Here is a 22,652-nt window from a genome sequence, read left to right on the forward strand (position 1 = left end):
TAGCGGGGAATGGACGTATTAGCCATTCCCCCGAATGCCAATCAAGATAGGCCCAATTGTGTCTTAGCAGCCAGCGCAACCGCCGAGGCGGTAATATCAAAATTACGGTAGAGGTCGTCTATCGGGGCAGAAGCCCCAAAACCCTTCATGCCCACAAAGGCGCCATTTGTGCCAAGATATCGTTCCCAACCAAATTGATTGGCCGCTTCTACGGCCACACGTACTGTGACGCTGGGCGGGAGAACAGATGCTTTATAGGTGTCATCTTGGGCCTCGAACAACTCCCAACTAGGCATAGAGACCACACGGCTGGATATTCCTTGATCTAAAAGTAGTTTTTGGGCAGCCAGGGCAATTTGTACCTCGGAGCCTGTGGAAAGCAACAAGGCCTGTGGTGCAGGGGCATCCGAAAGTATGTAGGCGCCACGCGCCACGCCTTCGCCCGACGAAACAACGGGCAGCCCCTGACGCGAAAGGGCAAAGGTGACAGGAACACGGCTTTGAACGGCATACTTCCATGCCGCAACGGTTTCGTTTGCGTCTGCAGGACGAAAGTTGACCACATTGGGCATCGCCCGAATGGAGGCCAGGTGTTCTACGGGCTGGTGCGTGGGGCCATCTTCCCCAAGGCCAATACTGTCGTGGGTAAAGACGAACAAAGACGGGATTTCCATCAGAGCCGCCAACCGGACCGCTGGACGCATATAATCTAAAAAGGCCAGAAAAGTCCCCGTATAAGCCACTAAGCCCCCATGTAAGGTAATCCCATTTACGATAGCACCCATTCCGTGTTCGCGTACACCAAAATGCAGATAGCGTCCACTAAAGTCGTCGTGGCTCATGCTTACATCTGCCTTGGCGCGGGTATTGTTGGAGGGTGTAAGGTCTGCCGAGCCACCCAAGAGGTTTGGAATCGCTGTTTTTAGTGCATTTAGGGCATGTCCAGAAGCTTCGCGGGTGGCCATTTTGGTTCCCAATGCAAAGTGGGGCAGGGCGTCTTCCCAATCTGTAGGTAGGATGCCAGCAATGGCCCGATCCAACTCCAACGATTTTTCCGGATGCTCAGCCCGATAATCGGCCATTAGGTCGTCCCATTCAGATTGAAGTTTTCGGCCATTAATCCGTACTGAAAGCATGTAATCAAATACATCATCGGGCACATAAAACTCAGGTCCAATAGGCCATCCGAGCGTTTCTTTTGCCAGTTTCAGTTCGTCGGTACCCAATGGAGAGCCATGCGCACTTGATTTTCCTTGCTTGTTTGGACTTCCGAACCCGATCTGGGTTTTGCACGCAATGATGGTCGGGCGGTCTGAATCTGCTTTGGCCTTGTCAATGGCGGCTAAGACTTCTTCTGGGTTGTGGCCATCTACCTCTATGGTCTGCCATCCATATGCCTCGTACCGTTTAAGCACGTCTTCGGTAAATGAAAGCGAGGTGGGGCCATCAATCGAAATGCCGTTATCATCATATAGCACAATTAGTTTTCCCAAGCCTAGATGCCCAGCAATGGCACAGGCTTCGTGCGAGACCCCTTCCATCAGGTCGCCGTCGGAAGCAATAACATAGGTATAATGATTAATGATGGGATGCGTCATCGTATTGTAGCGTGCGGCTAAATGACGTTCTGCAATGGCCATACCAACCGCCGTAGAAATTCCCTGTCCTAGCGGCCCCGTGGTCATTTCCACACCCGGCGTATGGCGATACTCTGGATGGCCAGCGGTTTTGCTACCCCATTGTCGGAAGTTCCGGATTTGATCCATAGATAAGTCATAGCCCGTAAGATGGAGTAGGCTATATAAAAGCATAGATCCATGCCCAGCTGAAAGAACAAAGCGGTCGCGGTTAAACCACGTTGGATCGGCGGGGTTGTGACGCATTCGCTCGGTCCAAAGCACAGCAGCGGCATCGGCCATGCCCATAGGCATTCCAGGGTGTCCAGAGTTCGCTTTCTGAACCGCATCTGCCGAGAGAAAGCGGATGGTGTCGGCACAGCGGCGGCGTAGGTGGGCCAAATCTTGCATGTCGTTTGTTTGGGGTTAAGGTGTTGGAGCGTAATAAAGCTAAAAAACTACGGCCTCCACTCGCTGGTTGCTGTTAAAGGATGGGGAATTACCAAGCCACTACCTGGTATCCTGCCGCCGGATGCGGTCTTCTGCACGATAGTGACCCATTTGAAATACCTTGAGTACTACCAAATTTGTATAAGTTACAGGCTTTTACTTAATCGTGAAATTAGAATTATAAATCAATCATTCCGAATACACGATAAATTTCGTAAAATAAAGACCTTGCCTCATTCCTTCTTATTGTTCCTCTTAATCATAATGCTCAGGTTTATTTTCATCATCATGATGGCAGTTCCGGTCATACACGGAAGCACTGCCCATGCCCAATCGCGAGAATCCACGCCCGAATGGGTTCACCTCATGCGCTCGAAAACCCCCAATGTCCTCGAAGTCATACGGCTCCGTGATACCTGGTGTCAAAACCGAGAATGCGATGCCGAAGAAGGCTTCGAGGGCGAAGAAGGCCAAGAAGATGCCTGGAACCATGAATTTCGGCGATGGATGCGCGGTATTAACCGTATTGATGGTCAGGGATTTGTGGCCAAGGCAAACTTGCAGCGTCAAGAACAAAAAGACAGGGCCTATCTGAAAGCCATTCTACAACAACGCCTCAATAAAAAATCTGCCGCAAACTGGGAAGGCGTTGGTCCTTTCCGAACAGATCAAATTGCGTCCACCGATTGGGGAAACCCCGGCTCCGGACACCTGTACATCGTTCGCAGAGCGCCTGATAATCCCAGTGTGGTCTATGCGGGTTGTGCCGCGTGTGGTGTCTGGAAAACCACTGATGCTGGCGAAAACTGGGTACTAAAGACCAAAGACGAACTCGTAACAGAAGTGTATGCGCTAACCGTGGTGGACGCCAATACGGTTTATTTTGGTAATAAGCGGGATCAGAAAATCTATAAAACCACCGATGGCGGTGCAAGTTGGACGAAACTGGGTGGGACTAATTTTTCCGATTACGACGTATCGTTCCAAGATATTACGGTAGCAAACAGCAATTCACTGATCCTTTTCGCGGCAACCACCAACGGCTTATTTAGAACAAATGACGGTGGTAATACCTGGAGCCGTATCAGGGGTGGCAACTGGCAAGAGGTGGAGTTTAAGCCCGGAGACGATAATACCGTTTATGCAGTCCGCATAGTGGACAAACATACCGAGTTCTGGAAATCCACCGATAGTGGACTAACATTTAATGTAAAAATATCGGGTTGGGTAGGAATTGGCAGTGCCAGTAGCGCATCCAATTTTTCTGGATTTGCCAACAATAGCAGTGCCAGTATAACCTTTGCCTCCGATCCAGAGTTGGGGTCTGGGAACAATACAGACTTTACCATAGAACTACGGGTACGCCAGACTGCCGATTCCTATTGGAGTTCTTTGCTCGGAAATGTGGCGTGGCAATTCGACAAACGGGCAGGTGTTTCGTTGGGCTTGGGTGGCGGTGGTAGTTTGCGCTTCAGAATCGCAGATGGAACCAACGAGGTGGCCTTAAGCGGTCCTAATATCGCAGACGCCGAGTGGCATCATGTGGTGGTGGTGTATCGGGCAACCGGAACCAAAGAACTCTGGGTGGATGGGACGCTAAAGGCTTCTTCTACCACCAATATCACCACCAATACCCAAAATGCGTCAACATTGCGGCTTTTTAGTTATACCGCAGGCTGGAACCTTCCGGCAAATGTGTCGCATGCCCGCATTTGGAACACCGCACTTTCGCAAAGCACACTTGATGCCTATTGGGCAGCGGATGTACCGGCGGACCATCCCAATTATGCCAATCTTTTACATGAATGGCGCTTTACTGAAGGTGCTGGTACTAATGTTGGCGATAGTAGAGGAAGTAATACAGGGACGATTAGTGGGAGTGCTGGTACGTATGCTTGGATGACTAATCAAAACATGGATCGTATTGTGGAGTCGTTTGGCAGTGGCAGTGAAGAACAAAAGCGGACTGAAATTGCCGTAACACCCGCCGATCCTAATCGAATCTATGCCTTGCTTTCGGGAGACATGAATGGAGGTTCTGGCTTGGTCGGACTATATAGGAGTGATGATGGTGGTGAAACGTGGACGCACAGGTGTTGTGGAGCTGGACCAGGAGGAGCAGCTTCTCTAAGCAATCCAAACGTGATGGGATACTCATCCGATGGGACAGAAGAAGGTGGACAATATTACTACGATATGTCCTTAGCTGTTTCTCCGACAAATGCGGACGAAGTTTATACCGCCGGAATTGCGGTCTGGAAATCCACCGATGGGGGGGCAACGCTCAACAACCTAATCGGACGTTGGTATTGGCGGGCCAACCAACCAAACCGATATATCCATGCCGATGTACACGATATCAATGTCTATAACGATGGTTCCATTTGGGTGGCCTGTGATGGAGGTGCTTTTTTCTCGCCCGATAATGGCGCCACATTTGTTCAAAAGCACAATGGCATTCAGGCATCTGACTTTTGGGGATTTGCTATTAGTCCACAAAACGGTGAAGTGATGCTGGGCGGAACGTATCATAATGGGACCTTGCTCAAAGATGGGAATGTGTTTGATGGCGGATGGGTGCATACTGGCGGGGGAGATGATTATTTTGGAGGGGCCAGTCCTGCGAGTGACCGAACGGTTTTTGGCAGGAATCTCACTCGTTATACCCTCACAGGAAACCGGATGAGCGGGTGGAGTAGCGCTTCTGTTTCCAAAACCATGAATCAAGGGGCAATGGCCATAGATGCTGGAAATTTGGCATATTCGCCCGAATGTGGTACGTGTTTTTATATGGGCCAAAGTGACAATATTTGGTACACGACCGACGATGGACGTTCGTTTTCTCTGATCAAAAACTTTGGAAATGGCTGGAAGGTGACCAAAATCGAGGTCGCCCCTTCCGATCCAAACACGATTTATGCAGCACAGTTTGGCGATGCGCTGGCCAATAATGATCGGAAACTTTGGAAATCTACCAACCGAGGTATAGACTGGACCGATATCACCCCCAACGCTGCGATCGGGGGGCTTAATGCTGCTGGATTTGATTTTACGGTGGATGCCCAAAACCCACAAACCTTATGGCTGAGCAAGGCCCACCGGTATAGCTGGAATGACTACGACGGGAATAAAGTTTTCAAAACGACCAATGGCGGAGACAGTTGGACCAACCTGACCACTGCCGCCTTAGACAACGAATACATATACAGTATTGTACACCAACACGGAACAGACGGCGGGGTGTATATTGCTACGAACAGAACGGTGTATTACCGCAACAATAGCCATGCCGAGTGGCAGATGCACAATGATGGGCTTCCGGCCATTGTCTCGACGCGCCAATTGGCCATAGACTACGTAAACAAAAAAATCTACGCTGGAACCTATGGACGTAGTGTACACCGTGGAGACTTGTTCGAGGTATCCGCGCCCATAGCAAACTTTACGGCAACGCCATTGCAATCCACCTGCGCCCGTACACCGATCCAGTTTATTAACACTTCGGTTGCAGGCAGCGGTGCCACTTTTAGTTGGAGTTTTCCTAATGGTACTCCCGCTACCTCGACCGACGAAAATCCGTCGGTGCTATACGCCACCTCCGGAACCTATAGCGCAACACTTACGGTTACAGAAAATGGACAATCGGATAATCAGACCTATCACGAATTCATTACATTGGTGGATGGATGCTCTCCGGAACCCTTGGCAGGTAATGCGCTTAGTACCTCTCCGGGAAGTAATTATGCCACCGGCGCTGCCACCACATTGGGTAATACGAATACGATTACGTTAATGGGTTGGTTTAAGCCCTCTACTACCCACACGGGGGCTACCGGTCTCATTTTTTCCTCAAATGCTTCCGCAACAGGGCTTAATCTTTTTAATAACAACCAACTGGGGTATCATTGGCGGGACGAATCGGGGAGCTACAACTTTTCCTCTGGATTGTTTGCCCCCGCCAACGAATGGTCGCACATTGCCCTGGTGGTAACAGGTACTTCCGCCACGTTATATCTGAACGGTGTGGCCGCCACCCGCACAGCCACCCATGCTGCCGTTAACTTTACGAATGGTTTTAATATTGGAAACGACCGGGGCAATTCCAGCAGAACGTTTAATGGTTTGATAGATGAAATCAGGATTTATAAGCGTGCCTTTAGCCAAGAGGAAATTCGTAAAATCATGCACCTGACGGGTACACAAAGTGATGCAGACCTTGTTAGCTACTACCAGTTTAATGAAACGGAAGGCCAGGTGGTAGATCGCGTGGGTACGGCCCATGCAACGTTGAATGGTTCGGCAAGTCGGAGCACTTCCAAAGCACCCGTTGGCCCAGGAACCAGTTTTGCCCTGAGCGTGACATCGGGCGGAGTCAAAACCTTTACCGGAACAGGGGTCAGTATAGACTTCCCTGCTTCTGGGACATTGCCGAATGGTCAATTGGTTGCCAGTCGAATCAACACACAGCCCGATCAGTCTCCCAATGCGTATCCGAAAAGCCGCAGTTACTGGGTCGTCCATAATTATGGATCTAACAGCACCATCACCGCCCCAAATGCGATCACTTTCGACCAAGTGGGCAATGTTTCCAGTGCTGATGCTGCTGATCCTGGGATGTTTAAACTCTATAAACGTGGTACCCGTGATGAAGGCCCTACATGGGGCACTTCGGTAGGTAATGCAACCGCTGCAACAGCGGGTGACGACGGGTTGGTGACTTTCGGAAACCCAACCTTTACGTCGTTCAGCCAGTTTTTGGTCGTCAGCGAAAGCGGAACCTCGCTCCCAATTACGTTGGCGGCGTTTAATCTGGGTATTTTACCTAACAAGTCCTTACAAATCGAGTGGCAAATGGCTTCTCAGGTAAATCTGGATCGGTTCGAAGTGGAAAAAAGCCGTGACGGAAAAACGTGGACCCAAATTGCCGAGTTGCCCGCAGATAGCGGCGCCAAATCCACTGGATCGTATGCCTACGTAGAAGCAAAACCCTACAAAGGCGTGAGTTATTACCGCCTGAAAATGGTGAGTAAAAACGGTAACATTCAGTACTCGCCGATGCAGGAAATCCTCTTAGAGAGTATTGGCAATAATATTTCTTTGTACCCCAATCCGGTAGTAAAAGGTCAATCACTCTACATCCGCAACGAATTGGCCGATACTGCCGAAGTGGAGTTGTTTGACGTGCAAGGCCGGAAAATAACCCGCATGATTGTAGAAGAAGAGGCCACCTTGCCCACCCAAAATCTGGCATCTGGTATGTATTTCTGGCGCGTGGTTACAAAAACCAAAATTAAAACGGGTAGCATTGTCGTAAAATAAAACCGATCAATTTCTTAGTAAACCGAAAGCCGCTCTTTTATGCCATGCGCAGAGAAGGGCGGTCTTCTTTTTCTGGAAAACATGGAAAAGGGCCTGCTATATAAGCTTAAGGGCTACAGTATCTTGATGTTGTTATTTGGATCGTAGAAACGTTATGGAAAATCTGTTTACCATTGGGTTAAAAGCGTTCATAAACGCCCGCCGATCTATAAAATGTGAAAAATGTTCTTGCACAAAATGAAGTGATCAACGATAGAACAATTGTAAGCGTTCAGAATAAGGTAAAGGACTGGCCAAAGGCGGTGGTGTAGCCCCTAAGTAGAGTTTTTTTAACACCTTTTGATAGTATTCCAGTGAAGACTTGCAAAAAAAGGGAGTTTACCGAAGTAAAATCCCTTGAAATAACGTGCTGGTATAAGACTAATGCTCTACTTCTGGGCGTAGCAATGGGAACAGAATGACATCCCGAATAGACTCCTGATTGGTCATAATCATCGTCAGGCGGTCTATCCCAACCCCCAAGCCAGCCGTTGGCGGCATTCCATATTCAAGGGCGCGCAGGTAGTCCTCGTCCATCATCATGGCCTCGTCGTCTCCGCCAGATTTGAGACGGGTTTGGGATTCAAAGCGCTCGCGTTGGTCTATCGGATCGTTCAGTTCCGAGAACGCATTACAAATTTCTTTCCCGTTACAAATCAACTCGAAACGTTCCACTAAGTTCGGATCGTTGCGGTGGCGCTTGGCAAGTGGACTCAGCTCGACCGGATAATCGGTAATAAACGTTGGTTGGATGAGGGTGTGTTCTACATAAGCCCCAAAGATTTCGTCTATCAACTTGCCGCTACCCATGCTTGCATCCACCTGGATGTGGAGTTTTTTGGCGATTTCCGCAATTTCGTCGCGGGTTTTGCCATAAAGGTTGTAACCCGTTTTTTCGGCAATGGCCTCGAACATCGTTACCCGTTTAAAGGGTTCGGCAAACGAGATCAGGTGGTCGCCCACTTGTGCTTCCGGTTTCCCGTGTAATTCGGTAGCGATATAGCGGATCATCTGCTCTACAAAATCCATCATCCACTGATAGTCCTGAAAGGCCACATAGACCTCCATCATCGTAAACTCTGGATTATGAAAACGACTAAGCCCCTCGTTTCGGAAGTTTTTAGCGATCTCATACACCCGGTCATACCCGCCTACGATCAGGCGTTTTAGGTATAGTTCGTCCGATATGCGCATAAACAATTCCATGTCTAACGCATTGTGATGGGTGGTAAATGGTCGGGCTGCCGCGCCGCCATAGATTGGTTGGAGCGCCGGCGTTTCCACTTCCAAACATCCATTTTCGTCCAAGAATCGGCGCATGGCGCTAATAAGTTGGCTACGCTTTCGGAAAACCTCGCGCACTTCTGGGTGGATGGCCAAGTCGGCATAGCGCTGGCGATACCGCAATTCTTTGTCTTCTAAACCGCCATAAGATTTTTCCTCCGTTTCCTTGACAATGGGCAACGGGCGCAGTGTTTTGGTGAGCAATTCCAAACGCTCGGCATGGATGGATAGCTCGCCGGTTTTGGTGCGAAAAACAAAGCCGGATACGCCCACAATGTCTCCCAAGTCGTACCGCTTCTTAAAAACGTCATTATAATACCCTTCTGGCAAGTCATCTCGTCGGACATAAACCTGAATTTTGCCGGTTTCATCATGTAGGTTGAAAAATGCGGCTTTTCCCATGATGCGCTGGGTCATCATACGACCAGCCACACTTACTTTCACTTTTTTGGTCTCGGCGGGTTCTTCTTTCGCGCCTTCGGGGTAAGCGGCATCAAATAGAGATGAAATTTCAGTGGCCTGATGGGTCACATCCCAAGCGTAGCCATAGGGCTGGAGGCCGTTTTCAAGAAGCCACGTTCTGGATTGGTAGCGCTGTACTTCCTGATCGGTTAATTCTCGCGACATGTATGGTCTGTTGGTTGGTTAGGGTTGTATTGCTTGCAAAGAACCATAAAATACACATAACCGGGAATCATCTTTGGGAACCCTTCTGTTTCTTCTCAAAATCCTTTAGAATATCGTCTGACGTGTCTTTGAGGTCATCTGAGAACCGATTCTACGGCGTTCTCAGATATAATGTGCGGGTGGAAACTTTTTCGTAAATGTGTGTTATAACACGCAAACTAGACAAAACGATCATGAACAACCTTACAACCGGGTTACATCATATCACCGCCATTGTGGGAAATGCCCAACGAAATTACGACTTCTACACACAGGCACTTGGCTTGCGGTTTGTAAAAAAGACCGTCAATTTTGATGATCCGGGCACGTATCATTTTTACTATGGAAACTATGCCGCCGAGCCGGGCACAATCCTCACGTTTTTTCCTTGGGCCAATATCCGACAAGGGCGTGCAGGGATTGGGCAAGCGACCAGTATCGGCTACTCGGTTCCAGAAGGCGCATTTGGTTTTTGGAAAGAACGCTTTGACGCACTCGGCATTCGTTCTTTGTCACCCACAGAACGTTTCGGAGAGCCTGTTTTGGGCTTTTGGGATCCCGATGGTCTCTTGCTGGAACTCACGATTCCGTCCATCTCGGATTCCCGATTGGCGCATGTAACGAACGAGGTTCCGGCAGAAGCAGCGCTGAAGGGTTTCCACCAGACCACACTCTCACTCCAAAACATAGCCCCCACCGCCCGCATCCTGACAGAATTGCTTGGGTATGAGCCGGTTATAACGGAGGGCAAGTACCATCGCTTTGTTAATCCGTTAGCAACAGCAGGGGGCATTGTGGACTTGCTGGAAGAGGATGGTGGGCGTAAAGGGCTAAATGCCGCTGGAACCATTCATCATGTGGCTTTTCGCGTTCCGGATGATACGGCAGAGCAGGCATTATTAGAAAAAATCCGATCGGCTGGCCTACAAGTAACCGATCCGATAGACCGGAACTACTTTCACTCGTTATATTTCCGTGAGCCGGGCGGCGTTTTGTTCGAAATAGCCACCGATATGCCCGGTTTTATGGTAGATGAGCCATTGGACTCTTTGGGCGAGTCGCTGAAGTTGCCGCCACAATACGAGGCATACCGCGAGCAGATTTTGGCGGTTTTGCCTAATTTACATCAGTAAGGAGGGCGGTCGTTTCTGGGTAATCTTCTGCCCCGTCTCCTATTCGTCAGAAGTTTTCTTCCAATACGTTAAATATGATCGAGGGGTTCTGCACAGAAAAGTATATTTTAGCCTAAAATACAGAAGGGCGCAAGGTAGGGACTTTCCCTCTTTACGCCCTTTTCCGTATTCGTTTTCCGAGTGCGAGACAGCTTATCGCCCATACAGGCTTTTGCCCACAGCCTCATATTTATCGCCCGTCACCCAGAAAGGCGGCGTCTCTCGGTTTGCAATGTAGCGGGCCGTTCGTGCATACGTTTGGCAGTATTTCAGCAAATAAGCAAAGTCAAAATTTTCGTCTGGCTGGTCAATGGCCTGATGATAGTATTTCATTATCTGCTCGTCGAAAGCCGTAAAACCAGCGCTAAATGTGGGGGCTGGAATCCCCTTTGCGGCAAAACTTACGTTATCGGAACGGTCAAATAGTCCTTGTTCTCCTGCCGGATCATCAATCACCCGCAGCCCAAAATCGGTTATACCTCGCTTGATTTCGGCAGCGGCAGTGGTTCTTTCCAATCCCACCACCGTAATCAGCCCTGTATCATTCCAGCCACCGTTGTCTATATTTAAATTGAAAATAATTTTATTAAGGGGGATCACCGGATGATCTGCCAGATAACGACTCCCCAACAGACCCATTTCTTCCGCAGTAAGTGCGACAATCAACACAGAACGTTTTGGGCGCTGTGCGGAAAGGGCTTTGGCTGCTGCAATAAGCGCCACGGCTCCCATGCCATTGTCCCTTGCACCATTATAAATACTGTCAGCACGAACAACAGGGTGTGGTCGGCCCACCCCCACATGATCATAATGCGCGGTTAGCATCAGGTATTCGTTTTTGAGGAGGGGGTCACTGCCTTCAACGATGCCCATGACGTTATAGCTGGGGAAGCCTTCAAAGGTCGCGCCTGGGCTGGTCACGGCTGCTTGTGCATTGCCAAAGTTTTGTTGTAAAAAAGTGGCGGCATCATCTGGCTTGATCCAAAAATGTGGGAAACGGACGCCATCATCCACCGAGGCTTGTCTTCGTCCTACAAAGTTTTTGGCATTGTTCCACGGGAAAGCCAAGTCATATACTTCGATAAGGGCAACCGCACCGCGATCCGATGCAAACTTCTTTTTTTTGCGTCCTGCATTAAATGCCGCGCCGGGGTTTGTTTCATTGGGCGTCCCCATTTTAACAACCACGATCTTTCCGCGTACATCCACCCCTTTATAATCATCTATACCGAATTTTTCGTCCACCCAGCCATATCCTGCAACCACAACAAGGGCATTTAGCATGGATTTTTGCCCATCGCGCGTCAGCAAGTTATCCCCTTGTGTATAGGTTTTTCCAGCTAAGGTAATGGAACCTGTCTGGGGCGGAATGACGGTTGTAAAAGGTACGGTTTGGAACCATCCTTCCACTCCCGGAACTTGTTTGAGGCCATAGGCTTCAAAGTGGTGTGCAATATATCGGGCGGCCACGTCTATGCCCGGTGTGCCCGGTTTTCGTCCGCGTAACTCGTCGGAGGCGATAAACCGAATATGGTCACTCATTTCGTCTTGCGTCAGGGATTCTTCTGCGGACTGCGAAGAGGCGTACATCGGGGTCAACAAGCAGAGCAGGAGTAGGAATTGTTTTTTCATGGGGATTGTAACGTCTGGGATGTAAAAGCACTTTTCACCCGTAAAGTGAACTCCGGTTCCCTTTTGGTTAAGCAACCGTATATTCGTCAGATTTTGCCTAATTTGTACAGTTGAGCCTTTTGGAGCGTCCTATCTTCTATACACTATTTTTCTCCCTAACATTAAGAGAAAGCCTGTTTTGGCCCTTCATAAAGGCTGGGCACGCCATTTGCAGAAATATTGGGTGTAAACCACTACCTCCACTTTGTAATCCTAAAAGACATGAAAAAAACCTTCTTATTAACCAGTTTGGTCTTATTGACCGGCTTATTTACCCTCCTGAGTGCCCAATCTGCACAAGAAGTACTAAACCGGATGAAAGCCAAATACGATGCAACGGGCGCCATTAAGGCCACCTTTTCGCAAACGATGAGCCAAGGCACCAAATCAAGAAACATGACTGGGACGATCACCATGCAAAAAAGCAAATACCGCGTGGAGACAACAGACCAAACCTTGGTGACAGATGGCAAAACGACTTGGGCCTATTCACGGCAACAAAAACGGGTTTTGATAGACCATTATCAGGCAGATGAAAATGCCTTCTCGCCCGATATGTTTTTCATGAAACAGTCGAATCGTTTCAATGTGCAAAAACTGTCGGATCAAAAAATCAATGGCGTAGATTGTTTCCAGATGAAGTTTACCCCTAAATCCGGCGATGCCGTCATGAAAGAGACCCTCATCTGGGTCAGAAAATCCGACAACATGCCCATTCGGCTTAGTTTGTTGGACCAGAACAATACGCGCACCCTCATCACCCTGAACAACGTTCAGAAAAATCCGGCCATTAATACGGCCACGTTTAGTTTTTCTGCTCCGAAAGGGGTCCAAGTAGTGGATTTACGATAAAAATTTTAATACCTCTTTTCCGGGTGGGCACGAAACCTCGTCTGCTCACCCGTTTCTTTGTGTTATGAAGCAAAAACTGACTTATCTCCTAAGTTTTGCTTTGGCGTTGGTGCTGATGGTGCTGGCGCTTCGTGGCGTATCGTTTGAACAACTTTGGATGTCGCTCCGTGATGCCGAATATCGGTGGTTGGGGCCAACGGTTCTGGTGATGGTTTTGAGCCACTGGTTTCGGGCTTGGCGATGGAAGTTGATGCTGGATCATCTGCCAGAAGCCCGAGCCGAAAGCCGTGTAACCACTTTTCGGTTTCCGTTGTATGCGATTTTTATTTCCTATATGGTGAACTACGTGCTACCACGAGTAGGGGAAATTGTGCGGGTGGGCAGTGTGGCACGCAAGGAACGGCTATCGTTTTCTGGGGTGTTGGGAACAGTGGTGGCCGACCGTACATCGGATGTGATTGTGTTGTTATTGGGGTTTTTGAGCCTTATCCCGTTGGCACACGATAAACTTCTGGCCACCTATCTTCGGTATTTTTCGCCGCTAATCGCATGGGCGGTATCGGGTTATGGATTGTTATTTTGGACCCTATTGGCTTTCGCTTTTGGTTTCGCTTTTTGGATGGCCCGACGTTATGTGCGTGCAGGAGAAGGGCGGTTTTTGCGGATATGGAAGGGCTTTAAGGCCGGGTTTGTGTCTTACCTTCAAACACCTAAGCAAATACAGATGCTCCTGTCCACCGTGCTCATTTGGGCCAGTTATACGATGATGGTACTCTTCTCGGCCTATCTGCTACATTTGGACGATGTGGTTTCTTGGGGCATACAGGATTCTTGGGTATTGCTCGTGATTGGCTCGCTCACTAGCATGATTCCAACACCCGGTGGAGTGGGCAGCTATCACGTCATTATCCGTTGGGCGATGGTCTCCCTTTGGGGCTTTTCCAATGAAAATGCTATTGCCTTTGCCATTGTTACCCACACGGCACAAATGATTGTGTACACCCTTTTAGGTTTTGTGAGTTTGTTCCTACAAGGTGAAACCATTTTCGGCCTCTTTCAATACACAGCTCCGCTAAAGTCTGATACAACTTCTTAGGCAGACACTTTCACCATTCAAACGTAAAAAAAATCCATTCGCCCCCATTCTTCTGAAATGGGGGGGTAAACAATGTATTGTTGCGTAAAATCAAAATAATCTAAGGTATCAAGAAACCACAGGAGGAAATCATCATGAGTACCGCTGTTGCCGAAACCATCGCAAATCCATTACGAGACTTGATTTCGGATGACCTTTTCTTGAAGTTGATGGAATTAGGGGTGTTGGATGAAAAGGGTCTCCGAGATCATGCCATGCGGGATCGTTTTCGCCAGATGCGCCTATCCGGCATGAGTACAAGCGCCGCCATAGAAATCCTACGCGAAGATTATCCCTATTTACAGTTCGACACGTTGCGTAAAATCGTGTATGGCATCCGTTAAACGGGCAAAGTCAATCGGCTTTGTACGACGGCAAACAAGGCAATTCCGGCAGCAACCGAGGCATTTAATGACTCTATGCCCTCTGCCATCGGTATCGCCGCTACATAGTCGCAGGATTTCTGAACCCGCTCGCGCATGCCCTTCCCTTCATTTCCAATCACTAGGGCAAAAGGGCGATCCCAATCTATCTCCCAAATATGTTGCTCGCCAGTTCCTGCCAATCCGGCAACCCAATAACCTCTTTCCTTAAGTTGTTGGATAACATCGGCCAAGTTGACGACTTTGGCAATGGGTAAACGGAGGGCGGTTCCCGCACTGGCTTTTATGGCAACGGCACTTAATGGGGCCATATGACGCTCCGGAATAATCAAGCCCGACGCCCCAGCAGCTACCGCCGACCGAATAATCGCACCAAAATTCTGAGGGTCTTCAATCTGGTCCAGCAAGACCAACAAAGGCTTCTTTTTCTGAACAGCGCCCACATTAGGTGCTATCATATCCAGCATCTCGTTTAATTCCCAATACTGAACAGCCGCCCGTTGTGCCACCACGCCCTGATGGTTAAGGTTGGGGTCTAACCGATTGAGCTTTTCCACGGGGACCACCATAATGGGTACATTGGCTTTACCAGCGAGCCCCCGGATTTCGCCAGCCACGCGGTCATCCATGCCCTGTTTTAAAAAAATTTTTTCGAGCGACTGACCCGCCTCAAGTGCTTCCCGTACTGGATTCCGGCCACCAATATATTGTTTCGAGGGGGCTTTTGGTTGATCGGTGTTTTTGGTTGGGTGGCTGGCGGACGAAGGACGCCGATAAGGGGCAGGTGCTGCGGGCTGCGAGGGTTTGCGGTAAGGCGGTTTTTGCACAAAATTATGGATTGGGATAGATAAAACGGAAAAGGCAATCGGGTTAGCTACCCCGTCACTGGCTCTCCGATGGTTCGATAAGAACGATTATAATAAAGCAACGGTAATTTGTCGGTTTGAAGTTGTTGTGCTCCGGTCACTTGCCCGATGAACAAGGAATGATCTCCGGCCTCGTGGCACGCAAAGGGTTTGCAAAGCAGGATTCCGATCGTTTCCTGTAACAACGGCAAGCCGTTTGAAGAGACTTCATGCCGTAAGCCGTCAAATTGTGTGTCTGCACTGCGCGTTGGATCCGAAAATCGGCTCGAAAGGGGCACATCTTCCGAGCCGAGGAGATGAACAGCATACTGTGTAGCCAGAGACAAGATGTCATGCATGCGGGATTGCCGTGCAACATTAAAACTGATTAGCGGCGGATCTAACGATACACTGGTGAACGAGCCAAGCGTAATGCCCCATGCTTCCTGATCATACACAGCGGTGACCACCACTATAGGAGAAGGAACCGACCGCATGACCAGACGGAGTTGTTCTCCGTCTATCGTGTCTCCGGAAGTTATATTTGTACTCATGCGCATCAGTTGAAAAAGGCGCTCATACGGCTAAAAAAAGACTGCTTGTCTTCTGTCTTTTTGGCAGGTGGCTGAACACCCGGCGAATGGCGTAGTTTTTCGAGCAGGCGGGTTTCTTCCTGCGTGAGGTTCTTGGGCGTCCAAACTTGTACCCGAACAATCTGATCGCCCCGTTGAGCACGGTTGTGTACGTCGGGAATGCCCTTTCCGCGAAGGCGCAAGAGTTTGCCCGATTGGGTGCCCGGATCAATGACCATCTTCACGCGACCTTTCAGCGTGGGGATTTCTACATCCGCACCGAGGGCAGCATCCACCACCGAAAGATTCAGTTCATAGAACAGATTGAGGCCGTCCCGCACCAAATGTTCATGGCTTGCTTCTTCAAACTCTACGTTTAAGTCTCCACTGGAGCCGCCTCGGATGCCAGCATGTCCGCCTCCACGTACCGTCATGGTATTCTGATCGGTGGCTCCGGCTGGTACATTGATGCTCACCACTTCCTCACCCATAATCCGCCCTTCTCCGTGGCAGGAACGACACTTATTTTTGACCACCCGTCCTTCCCCATTACAGGTAGAACAAGCACTTACATTAACAAATTGGCCAAATACGGAGCGTGCTACTTGTCGGATTTCGCCCGTTCCATTACACGTGGTACAGGTGGTATATCCAGCATCCCCATCGGCACTTCCAGTGGCACTACAAGATTTGCAGGCCACATATTTTTTGACATTGATTTTTTTCTCCACGCCATCGGCGATGTCCTCAAGCGAGAGCTGGAGTTTGGCACGCAGGTTTCCACCCGGAACGCCACGTTGCCCGGCCCGTGATCGGCGGTTATTACCACCACCAAAAACCCCATCAAAGATGCTGTGCCCACCAAAAATATCGCCAAAGTTCCGGAAAATGTCTTCTATGTCCCGTTCTTGGAACCCACCAAACCCACCAGCACCTCCGCTTGCATTCCCTCCCAAGCCAGCAGGGCCAAATCGGTCGTAGCGTTGGCGTTTTTCGGCATCAGAAAGCACTTCATAGGCCGAGGCGGCCTCCTTAAATTTGGCTTCGGCCTCTTTATCCCCAGGGTTCCGATCTGGGTGGTACTTCATGGCTTGGGTACGGTAGGCCTTTTTGATTTCATCGGCGCTTGCCGTTTTGGAAACCCCAAGCACTTCATAAAAATCTCTCATAGTCGTTTGTAGTCTGAAGATGGAAAGCGTAGAATAGGGCTTAGGTAGCTACGATTACTTTTGCATGACGAATTACCCGGTCTCCGATTCTATATCCAGTTTGTAACTCCATCAATACAATGCCCGATGCCGTCCCTTCGGGTGCGGGCTGTTGCATCAGGGCTTCATGCAAGTTTTCATCAAAGGGGTGTCCGACGGCTGGGATAGCCTCCACCGAAAGGCGGGTGAGTTGTTTGCCAAAGTTTTCAAAAATCAATGCCACGCCAGATTTGAGCGCATTAAACGTAGATTGGCTTTGTGCCTGTGCTTCTACTTTTTCAGCAGCATCCATCGAGCGGCGGAAGTCGTCATAGACCTCTAAAAAACCGACTAATACTTCCTCACGTCCAAATTGCTTTTGGCGGCTGCTTTCTTGTTCCATTCTCCGCCGATAGTTTTGAAAATCTGCTACCTGACGGGTGAGCATGTCTTTCATGTGACCAAGCTCTTCCTGAAGGGCCGCAATCTGTTGGTCTTTTTCAGCCAGTTCATCCACCGCCGCCACGGCAATCCGGGCTGCTTCCTCGTCATCCATCATCGCGGCAACTTCCTGCTCCACAGTCACCTTCTCGGTACCGTTTTGCAGGGCCTCGTCCAACTTTTTCGTTTGTTCCATGTTGTGATTCAAATTTGTATGGTTAAATCTGTTCTTTAAATCTGTTCTGGATGCTTCAGAGTTTTCCCAAAAGTTTTGAAACATATTCAATCAAGGCGACGGCACGGGCATAGTCCATCCGGCGCGGCCCAATGAGGCTAATGGTACCAATGGCATTTTGCATCTTATAATTGGCCGTAACCAAAGAGTACGAATCCACCGCCTCTGTTTCATTTTCCCGCCCTATAGTGATGCGGATTTGCTCCTTGCCACCTCTTGTGAGGTGCGCATGGCGTTCCAGTAGCTGCACAACCACTTCTTCATGCTCAATCAGGCCCATAATCCGCTGAATCTGTTCTGGCTCCCGAAACTCCGGTTGGTGCATTAGATGGGTGGTTCCACTTAACTGTACACGACGCTCTTCGGGCAATTCATTGAACAATACATCCGCTTTTTGCATCACCAACCTCACCACGCCTGTCGGATCCGATTCACTTAGGTCTCGCATTCGTGGGGCAAAGGTTCGACGGATCTCGTCTAACGATAGTCCGGAAAGTCGTTCATTGAGCAATTGTACAACTCGGTCTAAGGCAAAACGGTTGAGTGCCGAAGCCACTTCCATAACAATCGTTTTCACTAAACCTCCTTCCACGCTAATGATAAACATCGCCCGATCGGAGGCCAATGGAACCACATCTAACCGATGCAAAATACCTTTTGAGAGACGGGGCGTGAGGGCAATGGCCAGTAAATTGGTGAACTTCCCCATTAACTTGGCTGTTTCCCGCAAAAGCCGCTCGGTATCCCGTGCCGAAGAAGCAATCTCTTCCCGTATAAAGAGGGCTTCGGAGGCCGGAATCTGAACCACATCCATCAATTCGTCCACATACGTCCGATAGCCCATATCCGTGGGGACCCGCCCCGCAGATGTGTAGGGATGATCCAGATAACCCCATTCTTCGAGATCGCTCATGGTATTGCGGATCGTAGCCGCGCTCAGCCCTGGAATAAATTCCTTGGAAAGCGTTCGAGAGCCTACGGGGTCTGCCGTCTGGATAAACCGCTGCACCACAGCACGTAATACCGCCTGTTCACGATCAGTCAGAATTCTCCCGCTGTTGGTAGAAGAAGAATGCGTCATCGTTGCTCCGTCTTTCTAAGAATGAACCCGGCAAACACCTTGCCGATTGTAATTATGGCAGATATAAACTTGTAAGATAGTCCGTTTTTTCTCAATCTCAAAGACCTACCTTGACACTTTGGCACTAAGTTTACACCATGAGCCTGTCGCTTTGTTCTTGCCTTTTTGATGAGGATTCCCGAAACGACCGACATCTACTGTAACATAATATGGTTGTGCGGGAACCTATCTGCGTATAACAAAAATGTCTCGCACATGGCTGGGTAATTTTTTAGGGTTTACTTTTTAAAATGATGACGTTTTTACCTGTTTTTCTTACTGGAATGGCAGCTTTTGCGGCCAATTGGCTGGGTATTTGGCTGGTTAGTCGCCGTGGAGCATGGGCCAAACGTTTTGAACATGACCTGATTTCGGTTGCCGCTGGGCTCGTGGTGGGCATTGCTTTTTTGCATTTTGGTCCAGAACTGGCCCATCATGCGCCGGAGCAATTTGCTTGGATGCTGGTTCCGTTTCTGAGTCTGTATGTATTAGAGCACCATTTTGCGCCACATTTTCATCATGGTCACTCGCACGATGATTGTGAAAATCACCACAAACAAGTGGGGCTGATGACCGCCATCGGGTTTGGGGTTCATTCTGTGTTCGATGGACTGGCCATTGGTGCCGGCTTTGCATACGACTGGCAGATTGGCCTGATGGCTGCACTGGCAATTTTGGTTCATGAAATACCGGAAGGCATTGCTACGTATGCCATTCTTCGGTATAGTGGCCATTCTGAGCAAGCGGCTTTCCGAAAGGCACTGTTGGTCGCCGCCATTACGCCCGTTATGGCGGTCTTGAGCTTTATGATATTGCCTGCCGAACGTCATGATGTGCTGGGCTGGGCCATGGCGCTTGCAACAGGTTCACTGTTTTATATCGGAGCTGCGGATTTGCTCCCCGAAGCAGCTCATAAACCCGGATGGCGGCCCACACTACTGATTTTGGCTGGGCTGGGTATTGCGTATGGGCTTACTGTGTTTGGCCATCATCATGGATAGTCCTGAAAAACCATTCACCTGCAAAGTTACACCGTTCAGTCAAGATTCATTTAAAGAACACGAAAACACCATCTAAACTTGATAAAAAATATTTGTAACAAAATGATTTTCATGGCCGTAGTGTATGTTGTAAATACAAAAACAATTAATCACAAACTACATAATCGCCATGAAAAATCTCAAATCACTCTTGGTTGCCATCACGTTAGTGTTTGGTTTTTTAACTCCTGTTTTTGCAAATAATTATATTCCCCAAACGGTTAATAAAGTACTGTTTGCGAAAGGATTAAAAATTGCCTTGACGTCTGATAATCTCGGAGTACGTCAGAGCGCACTCCAACAATATGTTATGTATGGTCAAGACCTCAAAGTAGATCAGGCTGCCGTATTCGAAATCGTTAAAATATACCGCAATAGCCAAAATGAATCCATGCGTATTCTGGCACTCTCCGCCCTTTCGAGCATCAATAACCCTTGGGCCAATGATTTCTTAGAGAGATCGGTCAAGTCTGAGAAGTCAACTTGGGTTAAAGAAAAAACCTACGATGTCATTGAATTGCATACGCCTACGGCAAAATAATAAAATTGGGTAAATGTTTCGTGTTTGGAATAGGAAAAAGACAACATCTTACGGGGTGTTGTCTTTTTTTGTTTAAAAAATGTTATTTGATAGCCAATTATTGAATTTGTTTAATGTGTTAAAAACATTTTTTGTTTATCAATCTGTTTGAATAAATACAGTAAGGAAAATATTTTATGGACCCCTCAAAGAGGTCTTTTGCAAGCGGGGCATCGCCGAAACGGCCTTCCATAGGCGGGGGTTGCCTATACCAACCAAGAAAGGCGACCTCCTTTGAGACCGCCTTAAACCCACGAGAGAAGTGTGTTTGAGAGATGATTGTTTGGTTGGATAGATACTTACTTCACGAACATCACTTTTTGGGTTCCACTAAAACCCTCGCCCGTCGCACGGATAAAATAGGTTCCGCTCGAAAGCCCTTGTGCGTCTATGCGGAAGGTATGGGCTTCGGTTGCGCCGAGTTCGCCCTGATGCAATACCCGCACCCGCCGCCCGACGGCATCATATACCTCTATCCGTACCGTTTGTGTGCGCGCTACAGTCAGTGTGAAGGTGGTTTGTGGATTAAAGGGATTGGGGTAAGCTGCGGACAAGAAGTAGGCTCCTTTTAGGCTTAACTCCAATTCGGTTTCGGGGCTAAATGTTTTTTGCCCGCCGATGTCTTCCACACGGAGCCGGAAAACATGTCGCCCTGGAGGCAGGTTTTTGATTTCGTAGCGATAGGTCTGAGGTTCGGAAGTTGTGCCAACGGCTTTGACCGCTCCCATTTCTTGCCATTGATTCCCCATTTTGCGCTCAATGACATATTGGTCGGTATGCAGTTCTTGGGCTGTCTGCCAGTTCAGGGTTACGCTTTCCGCTGCTACTTGTGCGCTAAAAGTGGTTAGGAGGATGGGCAAAACAGCACCCAAGGCTTCATCAGCTCCCATGTAGGGACTATTCCGCGTCTGCTTGTCAATGTCTTGTGTAATGGGATGTGGTAAATTGGTTTCGCCCTTCAGTCGTCCGTCTCCTACGGAGGCTCCCGTGAGGTGGAGATCAGTAGCCGAAGTAAAGAAAATGGGAACCTGTATGCTCTGGGTATTCACGCTTGGAACTGCGGCGTGCCAGTCGGCCAAGGTGTTATAGTTGGTTCCTGCCCATCTTGCAATCGGGCCGGAAGTTGTCCAGTAGGCGTTGTAGTTCAGGTGCGAAAACGCCGCTAAGCGATCTGCCTGAAAAGCGGCTCCCGCGCCCGCATGGTAAAAAATGTTATTGCGTAAGTCGAGGTTATGAGTGTCCGTGCCTTCTACTTTTACAGCAGCCGAAAGCGGATCAGAGCTAGCCATACGGATCGTATTGTGGTAGAGGCGGTAATAAGGCGAGTTGTTGAAGCGCATGCCATCCGTATGGCCTTCGCCTGTAATGCGAATAAAGTTATTGGCAATCACCCCAATGCTATCGGCAGTGGCGCGACAATTATTGAGGTAAATGCCCTGTTCTTCTGCGGTGATCCGATTGCCGATGAGCCTCATGCCAGGGGGTGCATCGGCAAAATGAACGCCGCCTTTGTACAAAGTTACTTCGTTTTCGACAAACTCAACCCCGCCGCTTCCCGAAACGATGACCCCTTGTTGCGCCCCGATGAACTTATTCCGCGTCACCTCTATTGCGCCGCCGTTTTGGTGGCTAAGGGCAGCAGGAGGGAGAGAAAGCGTAAATTGCTCATAATGGTGTTGATGAGGAACGGGAAAGTTGGATACATTAGACTTATTCCGAATATAACATTCTCAAAAGGAAATATCGTCACCGCAAGTGGTGAGGCGTATTAAGTAGTTATTTAATTTTTTGATGAGTTTGGACAAGCGGTTTGTAGTTGTTTTTTGTTAATCGTTATGTGCCTATTTAAAAAAAGAGCCACCCCATAAGAAGAGGTAGCCCTGAATTTAAGTGGGTTTGTGGTACCCCTACTTCAGCAGCACAATTTTGCTTCTTTGTACCAAGGTTTGGTTGCCTTGTTGTGCGGTTAAGACCACAAGGTACGTCCCAGAGGCCCAGTAGCTACCCGAATCAATCCGCATGTGATGCCCCACTCCGGCAGCAAC

The 22,652-nt window shown here is 48.9% G+C and carries 17 protein-coding genes; 7 read left to right on the plus strand and 10 right to left on the minus strand.

The features are described from left to right. Positions 1-41: 41 nt before the first annotated feature. Positions 42-2,027: a transketolase gene (gene tkt / locus JNN12_05405; protein ID MBL7977759.1), complete on the minus strand. Its 1,986-nt coding sequence runs from the start codon at positions 2,025-2,027 to the stop codon at positions 42-44. A gap of 303 nt (positions 2,028-2,330) precedes the next feature. On the opposite strand from tkt, the gene JNN12_05410 reads away from it, so the two are divergent. Then, complete coding sequence (locus JNN12_05410) at positions 2,331-7,385, plus strand: T9SS type A sorting domain-containing protein (GenBank protein ID MBL7977760.1); 5,055 nt, start codon at positions 2,331-2,333, stop codon at positions 7,383-7,385. A gap of 420 nt (positions 7,386-7,805) precedes the next feature. Here the strand turns inward: JNN12_05410 and lysS are convergent, their stop codons facing one another. Next, on the minus strand, positions 7,806-9,335 hold the full coding sequence (gene lysS, locus JNN12_05415; protein MBL7977761.1) for a lysine--tRNA ligase: 1,530 nt from the start codon (positions 9,333-9,335) through the stop codon (positions 7,806-7,808). Positions 9,336-9,568: 233 nt separating this feature from the next. On the opposite strand from lysS, the gene JNN12_05420 reads away from it, so the two are divergent. Next, positions 9,569-10,507, plus strand: coding sequence for a ring-cleaving dioxygenase (locus tag JNN12_05420; protein ID MBL7977762.1), 939 nt, complete (start codon positions 9,569-9,571; stop codon positions 10,505-10,507). 192 nt (positions 10,508-10,699) lie between these two features. Here JNN12_05420 and JNN12_05425 read toward each other — a convergent pair whose 3' ends face one another. Next, positions 10,700-12,178, minus strand: coding sequence for a M20/M25/M40 family metallo-hydrolase (locus tag JNN12_05425; protein ID MBL7977763.1), 1,479 nt, complete (start codon positions 12,176-12,178; stop codon positions 10,700-10,702). Between the two features lie 261 nt (positions 12,179-12,439). On the opposite strand from JNN12_05425, the gene JNN12_05430 reads away from it, so the two are divergent. The 3 genes from JNN12_05430 (at position 12,440) to JNN12_05440 (ending at position 14,548) form a co-directional block, all read left to right on the plus strand. Further along, entirely contained in the window at positions 12,440-13,069 is a 630-nt protein-coding gene (locus JNN12_05430; GenBank protein MBL7977764.1) for an outer membrane lipoprotein carrier protein LolA, read from the plus strand. 64 nt (positions 13,070-13,133) lie between these two features. Further along, positions 13,134-14,165 (plus strand): flippase-like domain-containing protein, encoded by a 1,032-nt coding sequence (locus tag JNN12_05435; protein ID MBL7977765.1) that lies wholly within the window; start codon positions 13,134-13,136, stop codon positions 14,163-14,165. A 134-nt stretch (positions 14,166-14,299) separates the two neighbouring features. Then, entirely contained in the window at positions 14,300-14,548 is a 249-nt protein-coding gene (locus JNN12_05440; protein ID MBL7977766.1) for a hypothetical protein, read from the plus strand. On the opposite strand, the gene rlmB is transcribed toward JNN12_05440, so the two are convergent. From rlmB to hrcA, 5 genes are all read right to left on the minus strand, one after another. Beyond that, on the minus strand, positions 14,545-15,291 hold the full coding sequence (gene rlmB, locus JNN12_05445; protein ID MBL7977767.1) for a 23S rRNA (guanosine(2251)-2'-O)-methyltransferase RlmB: 747 nt from the start codon (positions 15,289-15,291) through the stop codon (positions 14,545-14,547). The genes JNN12_05440 and rlmB overlap by 4 nt on opposite strands. Before the next feature lie 170 nt (positions 15,292-15,461). Next, positions 15,462-15,986, minus strand: coding sequence for a flavin reductase (locus JNN12_05450; protein MBL7977768.1), 525 nt, complete (start codon positions 15,984-15,986; stop codon positions 15,462-15,464). A 5-nt stretch (positions 15,987-15,991) separates the two neighbouring features. Next, positions 15,992-17,173, minus strand: coding sequence for a molecular chaperone DnaJ (dnaJ, locus tag JNN12_05455; protein ID MBL7977769.1), 1,182 nt, complete (start codon positions 17,171-17,173; stop codon positions 15,992-15,994). Between the two features lie 40 nt (positions 17,174-17,213). Next, entirely contained in the window at positions 17,214-17,828 is a 615-nt protein-coding gene (locus JNN12_05460) for a nucleotide exchange factor GrpE (protein MBL7977770.1), read from the minus strand. 55 nt (positions 17,829-17,883) lie between these two features. After that, positions 17,884-18,948, minus strand: a complete 1,065-nt coding sequence (hrcA, locus tag JNN12_05465; protein ID MBL7977771.1) for a heat-inducible transcription repressor HrcA — start codon at positions 18,946-18,948, stop codon at positions 17,884-17,886. Between the two features lie 290 nt (positions 18,949-19,238). On the opposite strand from hrcA, the gene JNN12_05470 reads away from it, so the two are divergent. Together JNN12_05470 and JNN12_05475 are read left to right on the plus strand one after the other, a co-directional pair. After that, complete coding sequence (locus JNN12_05470; GenBank protein ID MBL7977772.1) at positions 19,239-19,988, plus strand: ZIP family metal transporter; 750 nt, start codon at positions 19,239-19,241, stop codon at positions 19,986-19,988. 169 nt (positions 19,989-20,157) lie between these two features. Beyond that, positions 20,158-20,568: a hypothetical protein gene (locus JNN12_05475; GenBank protein MBL7977773.1), complete on the plus strand. Its 411-nt coding sequence runs from the start codon at positions 20,158-20,160 to the stop codon at positions 20,566-20,568. 338 nt (positions 20,569-20,906) lie between these two features. On the opposite strand, the gene JNN12_05480 is transcribed toward JNN12_05475, so the two are convergent. Further along, positions 20,907-22,211 carry a T9SS type A sorting domain-containing protein gene (locus JNN12_05480; protein ID MBL7977774.1) on the minus strand — a complete coding sequence of 435 codons (1,305 nt, stop codon included), beginning with the start codon at positions 22,209-22,211 and terminating at the stop codon, positions 20,907-20,909. 303 nt (positions 22,212-22,514) lie between these two features. Beyond that, positions 22,515-22,652 (minus strand): hypothetical protein (locus JNN12_05485; protein ID MBL7977775.1); only part of this gene is annotated, 138 nt, incomplete at its 5' end.

It is taken from the genome of Bacteroidetes Order II. bacterium, from assembly GCA_016788705.1.
Taxonomy (GTDB): domain Bacteria; phylum Bacteroidota; class Rhodothermia; order Rhodothermales; family UBA2364; genus UBA2364.

Coding starts and splice junctions, on each gene's coding strand:
- tkt (MBL7977759.1), bottom strand. CDS start 2,027: ATGCAAGATTTGGCCCACCTACGCCGCCGCTGTGCCGACACCATCCGC.
- JNN12_05410 (MBL7977760.1), top strand. CDS start 2,331: ATGCTCAGGTTTATTTTCATCATCATGATGGCAGTTCCGGTCATACAC.
- lysS (MBL7977761.1), bottom strand. CDS start 9,335: ATGTCGCGAGAATTAACCGATCAGGAAGTACAGCGCTACCAATCCAGA.
- JNN12_05420 (MBL7977762.1), top strand. CDS start 9,569: ATGAACAACCTTACAACCGGGTTACATCATATCACCGCCATTGTGGGA.
- JNN12_05425 (MBL7977763.1), bottom strand. CDS start 12,178: ATGAAAAAACAATTCCTACTCCTGCTCTGCTTGTTGACCCCGATGTAC.
- JNN12_05430 (MBL7977764.1), top strand. CDS start 12,440: ATGAAAAAAACCTTCTTATTAACCAGTTTGGTCTTATTGACCGGCTTA.
- JNN12_05435 (MBL7977765.1), top strand. CDS start 13,134: ATGAAGCAAAAACTGACTTATCTCCTAAGTTTTGCTTTGGCGTTGGTG.
- JNN12_05440 (MBL7977766.1), top strand. CDS start 14,300: ATGAGTACCGCTGTTGCCGAAACCATCGCAAATCCATTACGAGACTTG.
- JNN12_05450 (MBL7977768.1), bottom strand. CDS start 15,986: ATGAGTACAAATATAACTTCCGGAGACACGATAGACGGAGAACAACTC.
- dnaJ (MBL7977769.1), bottom strand. CDS start 17,173: ATGAGAGATTTTTATGAAGTGCTTGGGGTTTCCAAAACGGCAAGCGCC.
- JNN12_05460 (MBL7977770.1), bottom strand. CDS start 17,828: ATGGAACAAACGAAAAAGTTGGACGAGGCCCTGCAAAACGGTACCGAG.
- hrcA (MBL7977771.1), bottom strand. CDS start 18,948: ATGACGCATTCTTCTTCTACCAACAGCGGGAGAATTCTGACTGATCGT.
- JNN12_05470 (MBL7977772.1), top strand. CDS start 19,239: ATGATGACGTTTTTACCTGTTTTTCTTACTGGAATGGCAGCTTTTGCG.
- JNN12_05475 (MBL7977773.1), top strand. CDS start 20,158: ATGAAAAATCTCAAATCACTCTTGGTTGCCATCACGTTAGTGTTTGGT.